The organism is Leifsonia sp. NPDC058292 (assembly GCF_042880955.1).
Classification (GTDB): Bacteria; Actinomycetota; Actinomycetes; order Actinomycetales; family Microbacteriaceae; genus Leifsonia.
Map to the genome: position 1 here is coordinate 63,115 of NZ_JBHVYL010000019.1, position 10,462 is coordinate 73,576.

8 protein-coding genes are annotated in these 10,462 nt (G+C 68.8%); 6 read left to right on the top strand and 2 right to left on the bottom strand.

Going from position 1 to position 10,462, the window contains the following annotated elements:
• Window positions 1-24: 24 nt before the first annotated feature.
• The 3 genes from ACFVWR_RS12000 to ACFVWR_RS12010 all read left to right on the top strand — a co-directional run bounded on the left by ACFVWR_RS12000 (window position 25) and on the right by ACFVWR_RS12010 (window position 5,534).
• Complete coding sequence (locus ACFVWR_RS12000) at window positions 25-2,127, top strand: adenylate/guanylate cyclase domain-containing protein (protein ID WP_387211898.1); 2,103 nt, start codon at window positions 25-27, stop codon at window positions 2,125-2,127.
• Window positions 2,120-3,544: a mechanosensitive ion channel domain-containing protein gene (locus tag ACFVWR_RS12005; RefSeq protein ID WP_387211902.1), complete on the top strand. Its 1,425-nt coding sequence runs from the start codon at window positions 2,120-2,122 to the stop codon at window positions 3,542-3,544. The genes ACFVWR_RS12000 and ACFVWR_RS12005 overlap by 8 nt, the downstream gene beginning before the upstream one ends.
• Window positions 3,545-4,286: 742 nt before the next feature.
• Window positions 4,287-5,534, top strand: a complete 1,248-nt coding sequence (locus ACFVWR_RS12010) for an Nramp family divalent metal transporter (RefSeq protein WP_387211905.1) — start codon at window positions 4,287-4,289, stop codon at window positions 5,532-5,534.
• Window positions 5,535-5,806: 272 nt separating this feature from the next.
• Here ACFVWR_RS12010 and ACFVWR_RS12015 read toward each other — a convergent pair whose 3' ends face one another.
• Window positions 5,807-6,481 (bottom strand): metal-dependent transcriptional regulator, encoded by a 675-nt coding sequence (locus ACFVWR_RS12015; protein ID WP_387211908.1) that lies wholly within the window; start codon window positions 6,479-6,481, stop codon window positions 5,807-5,809.
• 48 nt (window positions 6,482-6,529) lie between these two features.
• On the opposite strand from ACFVWR_RS12015, the gene ACFVWR_RS12020 reads away from it, so the two are divergent.
• The 3 genes from ACFVWR_RS12020 (at window position 6,530) to ACFVWR_RS12030 (ending at window position 9,714) form a co-directional block, all read left to right on the top strand.
• Window positions 6,530-7,894, top strand: coding sequence for a cystathionine beta-synthase (locus tag ACFVWR_RS12020; protein WP_387211911.1), 1,365 nt, complete (start codon window positions 6,530-6,532; stop codon window positions 7,892-7,894).
• A 22-nt stretch (window positions 7,895-7,916) separates the two neighbouring features.
• Window positions 7,917-9,065 (top strand): cystathionine gamma-synthase, encoded by a 1,149-nt coding sequence (locus ACFVWR_RS12025; protein WP_387211914.1) that lies wholly within the window; start codon window positions 7,917-7,919, stop codon window positions 9,063-9,065.
• A 136-nt stretch (window positions 9,066-9,201) separates the two neighbouring features.
• Window positions 9,202-9,714 (top strand): GNAT family N-acetyltransferase, encoded by a 513-nt coding sequence (locus ACFVWR_RS12030; protein ID WP_387211917.1) that lies wholly within the window; start codon window positions 9,202-9,204, stop codon window positions 9,712-9,714.
• Here ACFVWR_RS12030 and ACFVWR_RS12035 read toward each other — a convergent pair.
• Window positions 9,704-10,462 (bottom strand): NAD(P)H-hydrate dehydratase (locus ACFVWR_RS12035; protein WP_387211920.1); only part of this gene is annotated, 759 nt, incomplete at its 5' end. The two genes, ACFVWR_RS12030 and ACFVWR_RS12035, sit on opposite strands and share 11 nt — an antisense overlap.

Here is a 10,462-nt window from a genome sequence, read left to right on the forward strand (position 1 = left end):
GCGAAACGGCGTCGGCGAGGTGGGTTGAGCATCCAGTCGAAGCTGCTCATCATGCTGCTCGGCGTCAGCATCCTGTCGGCCGTCGTCACCGGGATCATCGGCTATGCCAACGCCACGAGCTCGTTGAAGGCGGCCGCGCTCGACCAGCTCATCAGCGTGCGCGAGACGCGGGCGGCCGAGATCACTCGCGTGTTCGACAACGTCGACGCGGCCGTCATCCTCGGGTCGAGCAACCAGAGCGCCATCGACGCGTCCACGTCTTTCAATGCGGCATTCGACGCGTTGAACAGTGGTCCGGTGCCCGATAACAAGGCAGCGCAATTGCGATCGTTCTACGCCGACACCTTCGTTCCCGAGCTCAACAAACGCAGCGGGAACACCTATTCGCCCGACGCATTCTTTCCGAAATCACCGGCGGAAGAATACCTGCAGTCCTATTACACGGCGCCGTACAAACTCGATTACGACAAGGCGATCGCGCAAGAGGATGCGGGCGACGGCAGCGCCTGGTCGGCCGCGAACGCCAAATACAACGGCTATTTCCGCGACCTGGTCACGAATCTGAACTTCGACGACGCCCTTCTCCTCGACACGCAGGGAAACGTCGTCTATTCGGCGTTCAAGGGCACCGACCTCGGCACCAACATCCTGAACGGCCCGTACAAGGCGTCGGTGCTCGCGGGCGCGTACGAGTCGGTGCTGAAGACGAACACGCTCGACTCGTCGGTGACCACCGACTTCGATCGCTACCTCCCGTCGCTCAACGTGCCCACGATCTGGGTGGTCTCCCCGGTCGGCGCCGACGGCAAGCTCACCGGGGCGCTCGCGTTCCAGATCAACATCGACACGATCAACAACGTGATGACGGGCAACGAGGGCTGGTCGAAGCAGGGTCTAGGGGAGACCGGCGAGGTCTACCTGGCCGGTCCGGACAAGACCATGCGGTCGGCATCGAGGCTCCTGGCCGAAGATCCCAAGCTGTACGAGAAGCAGGCGATCGCCGCGGGAACGCCACCCGACCTCGCGAAACGGATCGCTGCGGTGAAGGGGACCGTGCTGCTGCAGCCGGTGAACACGGTGGCGGTGAACAACGCACTGAAAGGCAAGACGGGAACGAGTGAAGGGCCGAGCTATGTCGGTCAACAGAACCTCGCGGCGTATGCACCGTTGCACATCCCAGGACTCAACTGGGTGATCGTCGCCCGCATCGACACGTCGGAGGCGTACGCTCCGGCGGCGGAGTTCACGCGAAACCTCGTGCTGTCGACGGCCGCGCTCGTGCTCGTCGTCTCGCTGCTGTCCCTGCTGCTCGCGCAGGTCTTCCTGCGGCCGTTGCGCCGGCTACTGGATGCGGTGCGCCGCGTCTCGGCCGGCGAGGTCGGGGTGCAGGTCGACACGAGGTCGCACGACGAGATCGCCGACATCGGCGCCGCCTTCAACGACATGTCGCGCAGCCTGCAGATCAAAGCCGACCTGCTCGAGGCCGAGCAGCAGGAGCACGAACGCCTGCTGCTCACACTCATGCCCGAAGGCGTCGCGAAGAGGTACCGGCAGGGCGACGAGACGATCGCGGAGGACCACCAGGACGTGACGGTGCTCTTCGCCGACATCCTGGGCTTCGAGGAGCACAGCCGGGGCCTGGAGTCGGCCAGCTCGCTCGCCACCCTGAACGGCATCGTGCGCAGTTTCGACGAGGCGGCGGAGCGGCACGGCGTCGAACGTGTGCGCACCACCCGCCAGGAGGGTTACCTCGCCAGTTGCGGGCTCATCGTGCCGAGAGTCGACAATGCCAGGCGGATGGTCGAGTTCGCGACCGCCATGCAGCAGATCCTCGACCGCTTCAACGCACAGAACGGCTCGGAGTTGCGCATCCGGGCCGGCATCGACAGCGGAACGGTGACCAGCGGGCTCGTCGGGCGCACGAGCGTCGTCTACGACATGTGGGGCGATGCGGTGAACCTCGCGCACACGGTTCAGGACGTGTCGTCGGCGCCCGGCATCTACATCACGCAGCGGGTCGTGGATGCGCTCCCCGACAGCGTGAAGTACTCGGAAGCCGGCGTCGTCGACACACAGAACGGGCAGCAGCGGGTGTGGCGCGTCGACCTGGAGGCGACCCGTGTCTGACATCGCGTCGCAGTCGTGGTTCTGGCCGGCGCTGATCGTCGTCGTCGGCCTGCCGATCGTGTTGCTGGTTCTGACCGAGGTGAACGCGGCGCTCACCCGGCGCGGGCATCCGGCGGCCAAGGTCGTGCGGTTGGTGCGCAACTACCTCGTGCCGGTTGGCGCTCTGCTGCTGCTGCTCAGCCAGGTGACGCTGAGCGAAGAGGACTTCACGTGGACCCGGGTGGTGGCGACGATCTTCGGGTTCCTCGTGATCCTCGTGCTTCTCAACGGCCTCAACGTGGTGTTGTTCTCGACGGCCGAACGCGGCAGCTGGCGGGAGCGGCTGCCGTCGATCTTCGTCGACATCCTGCGCCTGCTGTTGATCATCGTGTGCCTGGCGATCCTGTTCGCCTGGGTGTGGGGTGCGGATGTCGGCGGCCTGTTCACGGCCCTCGGGGTGAGTTCCATCGTGATCGGGCTGGCGCTGCAGAACGCGATCGGCCCGGTCGTCTCCGGGCTCTTCCTGCTGTTCGAGCAGCCGTTCCGGCTGGGCGACTGGCTCGACACGGGCAGCGTGCGCGGCCGGGTGATCGAGGTCAACTGGCGAGCGGTGCACATCGACACGGGCAACGGCATCCAGATCGTGCCGAACGGGTCGCTGGCCGGCGCATCCTTCACCAACCTGTCGAGAGCGCCGGGGCCGTACAGCGTCTCGACCACGCTGACGTTCGCGACCGACGACGCTCCGCAGGATGTGATCGCGCTCGTGCGCGGAGTCGCCGGCGCTCTGCCGATGGTGGCGCCGGGGGAGAAGCCGTCGGCCTACCCGGTCGGTGGCGGCAAGTATCTGGTGAACATCCCGGTGAGCGGCCCGGCGAAGGAGGAGCAGACCATCGCCCTCTTCCTCACCTGGCTCTGGTATGCGGCCCGCCGGCGTGAGCTTCACCTCGACGGCGACCTGACCGACGACTACAACACGCCCGAACGGCTGCTCGAATGCCTGCGAGTCGTCGCGCCGTCGCTGCACCTGAGCCTGGACGAGCTAGAGACCTTCGCTCCGTCGGCCCGGCTGGAGAGGTACGGGATCGGGGAGGTGATCCAGCGCTCGGGGATGATCCCCGACACGACCGGCGTGATCGCGTTCGGAACGGCCCACCTGTCGGCGCCGACCGAAGACGGTGGCGAGATCCCGCTCGGCGCACTGGGGGTCAACGACTTCGTCGGGCTCACCGCTCTCACCCACGAGAAGCTCTACACGACGATCGTCGCGGCGACGGATGTGACCCTCGTCACGGTCAGCGTCCCCGTGCTCGAAGACCTCGTGCACAAGCGCCCGGCCCTCGCGCGCGAGATCGGGCAGACCATCGACAACCGGCGCACCATGGCGCAGGAGGCCGGCGCCGACGTGAGCGAGACGCGGGGCCTCGCGGGGCGCTAGTCGCGGCGAGCCCGGCTCCTCGCGCCGAGTGTGGCCGTTCGTGGCGAGTGTGGCTGGTGCGGCCGAGTGTGGCCGTTCGTGGCGAGTGTGGCTGGCGCGGTCGAGTGTGACTGGCAGAGCGGGCACAGTCGACCGAAGTGGCCACATTCGCCGAGTGTGGCGTTTCGCCGCGAGTGTGGCCGTTCGTGGCGAGTGTGGCTGGTGCGGTCGAGTGTGGCTGGCAGAGCGGGCACACTCGACCGAAGTGGCCACATTCGCCGAGTGTGGCGTTACGTCGCGAGTGTGGCCGTTCGTGCCGGGTGTGGCTGGTGCGGTCGAGTGTGACTGGCAGAGCGGGCACAGTCGACCGAAGTGGCCACATTCGCCGAGTGTGGCCGTTCGAGGCGGGTGTGGTTGGGCACAGCGAGTGTGGCTGGCGCGGTCGAGTGTGGCTGGCAGAGCGGGCACAGTCGACCGAAGTGGCCACATTCGCCGAGTGTGACCGTTCGAGGCGGGTGTGGTTGGGCACAGCGAGTGTGGCTGGCGCGGCCGAGCGTGGCGTTCCGTCGCGAGTGTGGCCGTTCGTGCCGAGTGTGGCCGGTGCGGCCGAGTGTGGCTGGTAGAGCGGCCACGCTCGACCGCAGCGGACACACTCGGCGAGCGAGCGAGCGAGCGAGCGAGCGAGCGGGCAGGCGGACAGGAAGACAGGCGGGCGGGCGTCGTCGAGTGTTAGGCTCGTCTAACAATTTGGTTAGGGGAGTCTGTGGCGGTCGAGGTCGAGCAGCGGAAGGCACGCGTTCCCGCGCGCCTCTTCTTTCTGCTCGGGCCGGCGTTCGTCGCCGCGATCGCCTACGTCGACCCGGGGAACGTCGCCGCCAACCTCACCGCGGGAGCCCAGTACGGGTATCTGCTTGTCTGGGTACTGGTCGCCGCGAACGCGATCGCCGTGTTCATCCAGTACCAGTCGGCGAAGCTCGGCATCGTGACCGGCCACAGCCTGCCGGAGCTGCTCGGTTCGCGGCTCGGCACCGGCTCACGGCGCGCATTCTGGGTGCAGGCCGAGCTGGTGGCTGCCGCGACGGACCTCGCCGAGGTCATCGGCGGGGCCATCGCGCTCAACCTGCTCTTCGGGCTCCCGCTGCCGATAGGCGGGCTGATCGTCGGGGTCGTGTCGATCAGCATCCTCGCCATCCAGTCGCGACGCGGGCAGCGACCGTTCGAGATGGTCATTCTGGGTCTGCTGGGCGTGATCGCGATCGGGTTCCTGGCCGGGCTGTTCGTGAGCCCGGTCGACTGGGGCGCCGCGGCCGGCGGGCTGGTCCCGCGATTCGATGGGGCGCCGACCGTACTGCTCGCCGCGAGCATGCTCGGGGCGACGGTGATGCCGCACGCGATCTACCTGCACTCGGCTCTCGCGCGCGATCGGCACGGCAAGGCTGAGACGCCGGGCGCGGTGTCGCGGCTGCTCAGAGCGACGAAACTGGACGTGGTCGCGGCGCTCGCCCTCGCCGGTGCCGTCAACATTGCGATGCTGCTGCTCGCGGCCGCGTCGCTCAACGGAGTCGGTGGCACGGACACCATCGAGGGCGCGCACGCGGCGATCAGCTCGGCTCTCGGACCCGCGATCGGTGTGATCTTCGCGATCGGGCTTCTCGCATCCGGGCTCGCGTCCACGTCGGTCGGCAGCTACGCCGGGGCGACGATCATGGCCGGGCTGCTGAAGATGCGCATCCCGTTGCTCACCCGGCGGGTGGTGACGCTCATCCCGGCCGTCATCATCCTCGCCCTCGGTGTCGAACCGACCTGGGCCCTGGTGGTGAGCCAGGTCTTTCTGAGCCTCGGCATCCCGTTCGCGATGATCCCGCTGTTGCGGCTCACCGGCTCGCGCGACGTCATGGGCGAGCGGGCCGACCGGATGCGCACCCGCGTCGTCGGGATCGTCATCGCGACCCTCGTCGTGGTGCTGAACGTCGCGCTCGTCGTGCTCACCGTCGCCGGCTGGCTCGGCTGACCGCGCCGTCGTGCGTGCCGTCGCCGCGTCGTCGCCGCGTCCTCGCCCCCACCTCCTCGCCGCCGCTCAGCGTCGAGGGGTCCCAACACGCCGTCTGGCGTAGGCACGAGACGGCGAGTTGGGACCCCTCGGTGTTGGTGTTGGTGGTGGTGGTGGTGGTGGTGGTGGTGGTGGTGGTGGTGGTGGTGGTGACGGCGTGGCGGTGGTGGCGGTGGTGACGCGGCCGGCCGGGGGCTGCGAGCGGCGTGATGGACGTGGCGACAGCACACCCGTCAGACGGCGGTGACCCAGATGGCGGCGGCGGCGGTCGCGCCGATGACGACCTCGGTCGCGGTGTCGGCGAGGTGCACGGTGATGTCGCCGGCGAATTCGCGGTGCTCCTCGACCGTGAGGGCGGTGTCGATGCGGATGCCGCGGTCGGCCAGGTAGCGCAGCACGGCGGGGTCGGCATCCGAGATGCGGGAGACGGTCATCGGCACACCGGCGGACGCCGAGGGAAGAGGCGTCGCATCCGGCCGGTGCGGTGTTCCGTCGGCGCTGGGGATGGGGTCGCCGTGAGGGTCGCGCGACGGAAAACCGAGGCGGCGGTCGATCCGCTCGATCAGGCCGTCGGAGACCGCGTGCTCGAGCACTTCGGCCTCATCGTGCACCTCGTCCCAGCCGTAGCCGAGCTCCTCGACGAGAAAGGTCTCGATCAGGCGGTGACGGCGCACCATCATGACGGCGTGACGGCGACCGACGTCGGTCAGTTCGATGCCGCCGTACGGTTCGTGCACGAGCATCCCCTGGTCGGCCAGGCGACGGATGCCGTCGGAGACGGTGGCCGCGCGCACACCCAGTCGCTCGGCCAGCTGTTTGACAGTGATCGGGTCTGCCGACCATTCCGTCGCGGACCAGATGACTTTGAGGTAGTCCTGCGCGACGTTCGACAGGGCGGACATGGGCATTGCGTAATTCTAGAGGTGCGCTGTTTTTCGGCTGTTACGGTTGGTCGCGTGGAATACGCAGAGACCATCATCGATCTGGTCGGCAACACCCCTCTCGTCAAGCTCAACAGGGTCGTGGACGGGTTGGCGGCGACGGTGCTCGTCAAGCTCGAGTACCTGAACCCCGGAGGCTCGTCGAAAGACAGGATCGCGACGCGCATCATCGACGCGGCGGAGCGCGACGGCCTGCTGAAACCCGGCGGCACGATCGTGGAGCCGACGAGCGGGAACACCGGCGTCGGCCTCGCCCTCGTCGCCCAGCAGCGCGGATACAAGTGCGTGTTCGTGCTGCCGGACAAGGTCGGCGAAGACAAGCGCAACGTGCTCACGGCCTACGGCGCCGAGATCGTGGTGACGCCGACGTCTGTGCCACCCGAGCATCCGGACTCCTACTACAGCGTCTCCGACCGGCTGGTCGAGGAGATCCCCGGCGCCTTCAAGCCCAACCAGTACGCGAACCCGAACGGCCCGCTCAGCCACTACGAGACCACCGGGCCCGAGATCTGGCGGGACACCGACGGCCGGGTCACCCACGTGGTGGCCGGCGTCGGAACCGGCGGCACGATCAGCGGCACCGGGCGCTTCATCAAAGAGGTGTCGGAGGGCCGGGTGCGCATCATCGGTGCAGACCCCGAAGGCTCCGTCTACTCGGGCGGCACCGGCCGGCCCTACCTGGTCGAAGGCGTGGGCGAGGACTTCTGGCCGGCGGCATACGACCCGAGCGTCGTCGACGAGATCATCCCCGTCTCCGACGCCGACTCCTTCCACATGACGCGTCGGCTGGCGCGCGAGGAGGGCATCCTCGTCGGCGGTTCGAGCGGCATGGCCGTCGTCGCCGCTCTGCGCGCGGCGGAGGGTCTCACCGCAGACGACATCGTGGTTGTCATCCTGCCCGACAGCGGTCGCGGCTACCTGGCGAAGATCTTCAACGACAAGTGGATGCGCTCCTACGGGTTCAGCGACGTGCCCGACGAAGCGACGGTGCACGACATCATCCGCACGAAGCGGGGCGACCTGCCCGACCTGGTGCACGCGCATCCGTCGGACACGGTTCGTGACGCCATCCAGATCATGAACAAGTACGGCGTCTCGCAGCTGCCGGTGCTCACGGCGGAGCCTCCCGTCGTGATGGGCGAGGTGGCCGGCGCCCTCGACGAGACCTCGCTCGTCGACGCGGTGTTCAACGGCCGGGCCCAGATGACCGACAACGTCGGTGCGTACCTCGGCGAACCGCTCGAGCTCATCGGCGTCAACGAGCCGGTGAGCGCCGCCCGCGCGGCCCTCGCGACGGCGAACGCGCTGCTCGTGACCGGAGACGGAAAACCGGTCTCGGTGCTCACGCGTCAAGACCTGCTCAACTTCCTCAGCGAATAGATCAAGAAAGCACCCTGCACCCATGAAAGACCACGGCTTCTCCACGCGCGCCATCCACGTCGGCCAGGAGTTCGACCCGACGACCGGCGCGATCATCCCGCCGATCTACCAGACCTCCACCTTCGTTCAAGACGGTGTCGGCGGGCTGCGCGGCGGCTACGAGTACGGCCGGTCGGGCAACCCCACGCGCACTTCGCTGGAGACGCTGATCGCCTCGCTCGAGGGCGGCAAGCGCGGGCTGTCGTTCGCATCCGGTCTCGCCGCAGAAGACGCCCTCCTGCGCGCCGTGCTGCAGCCGGGCGACCATGTCGTGCTCGGCAACGACGTCTACGGGGGAACGCACCGGCTCATCAACCGCATCCATGGTGCCTGGGGCGTGCGCAACACGACCGTCGATCTGGGCGACCTGGATGCCGTGCGAACCGCGCTCGCGACCGAGGGCACCCGCATCCTCTGGATCGAAACGCCCAGCAACCCGCTCATGAAGATCAGCGATGTCGCCGCGCTCGCCGAACTCGGCCACGGGGCCGGCGCGCTCGTCGTCGTCGACAACACATTCGCGTCGCCCGCGCTGCAGCAGCCGCTGGCGCTCGGCGCCGACGTGGTCGTGCACTCCACGACGAAGTATCTCGGCGGTCACTCGGATGTGATCGGCGGCGCCCTCGTGATCGACGACGACGAGCTGGCCGACAAGGTGCAGTTCATCCAGTTCGCGGCCGGGGCCGTCTCGGCGCCGATGGATGCGTGGCTCACGACGCGGGGCATCAAGACCCTCGACGTGCGCATGGAGAGGCACAGCGCCAACGCGCAGGCGGTGGCCGAAAGCCTGGTCGGACACCCCAAGGTCGAGGCCGTGTACTACCCCGGCCTGGTGACGCATCCGGGTCACGAGCTCGCCGCCCGCCAGATGAGCCGGTTCGGCGGGATGCTGTCGGTCGCCGTGGCCGGCGGCGCCGTCGCCGCGCGCAAGTTCGCGGAGTCGACCGAGGTCTTCCAGCTGGCGGAGTCGCTCGGCGGCGTCGAGTCGCTCATCGGCTACCCGTCGGAGATGACGCACGCGTCGGTTCGTGGCACCGAGCTCGAGGTGCCCGACAACGTCATCCGTCTCTCCGTCGGTATCGAAGACGCCGCCGACCTCGTGGCCGACATCGAGCAGGCGCTCGCCCGCTAGCGCTCCGCGCCTGGCGTGCCTGGCGCGCTCCACCGAGGGGCGAGTCGTTGCGAGCGGAAGGGGCTCTCAGGTCGCAGGAGGGCGCCCCTCGCGGCGCAATTCGCGACCACGGCTCCGATTCTGCGACGATCGAGGGATGAGCGAGACCATCCGGCACGCGTCCCCGGCCGACGCCAACGCGATCCTGCGACTGTTCGACGAGGCGATCGCGTGGTTCGCGAGCATCGGCAACGAAGGCCAGTGGGGCGTCGAACCGTTCTCGACGCAGCAGAAGCAGGTCGACAGGGTGACCGGATGGTGTTCCGAGCCCGGCGCGTTCGTGGCCGTGCATCCCGAGGCCGGAGTGTGCGGCGCTCTCGTGCTGGGCGAGGCGAACGACTACGTTCCGGCCGCGACCGAACCAGAGGTGTACGTGCGGCTGCTGATCGGCTCCCGCGACGCCCGTGCCAAGGGTGTCGGGCGCAGGCTCCTCGCGTTCGCCGACGGCGAGGCCGCGGCGGCGGGCGCCGATCTGCTGCGCGTCGACTGCTACGCGGGCGGCACGGGCGACCTCGTGCGCTTCTACGAGTCGTGCGGCTACGCACCCACCGAGACGTTCGTGGTGGGAACGTGGCCCGGGCAGATTCTGGAACGCCGGCTCACAGCGTAGGGCGCTCGACCGCGGCCAGCTCGAACGGCAGACGCGCGACGATCTCCCTGGCGAGATACCCGAGGGGAGCGATGTCGCGGGCGAGCGAGTCGCCGGCGGCCTTGTGCAGGAACGTGCCCCACACGGCGGCCTGCAACGGTTCGCACCCGCGCGCGGCGAGGCCCGTGATCGCGCCGGCCAACGCATCCCCGCTGCCCGACGTGCCCAGCCCGGGACTGCCCACGCCCACGAGCAGAAGCCGCCCGGCCGGGTCGGCGACCCGGCCCTGGCAGCTCACCACGGCCCGGTAACGCCGGGCGATCGTGAGCAGGTCGCGGTCGAGCTCGTCGCCGTGCCGCGGTTTCGTGCCCGCTCCGAGAAGCACGGCTGCCTCGGCAGGGTTCGGGGTCAGGATGCGGCGACGCGCTCGCGCGATCTTCGTATGCCCCGAGATGGCGCCGAGCGCGTAGGCATCGAGCACCAGGGTGGCACGCGGGTTCACGGTTCTGTCGAGGCGTCGCACCAGCGCGCGGGTCTCGTCGATGTCGTCGAGCCCGGGGCCGACGAGCACGGCGTCCGCCGTGCGGAGGTCGGCTTCGGCCGCGCGCAGCGACCGCCCGCGAACCTGGCCGGCTCCGTTCTCTTCGAGGGGGACGACGCCGCTCTCGGGAGCGGCGACCGCGACCTGCGCGGCGGACGACTCGCCGACGGCGATGGTGAGCCGTCCGGCGCCGACGCGGAGTGCGGCGATGCCGGCGAGGAGGGCGGC

What these genes read in the sequence shown, in the direction of transcription:
- ACFVWR_RS12030 (WP_387211917.1), top strand. Translation starts at nt 9,202, where the DNA reads ATGAGCGAGACCATCCGGCACGCGTCCCCGGCCGACGCCAACGCGATC.
- ACFVWR_RS12015 (WP_387211908.1), bottom strand. Translation starts at nt 6,481, where the DNA reads ATGCCCATGTCCGCCCTGTCGAACGTCGCGCAGGACTACCTCAAAGTC.
- ACFVWR_RS12025 (WP_387211914.1), top strand. Translation starts at nt 7,917, where the DNA reads ATGAAAGACCACGGCTTCTCCACGCGCGCCATCCACGTCGGCCAGGAG.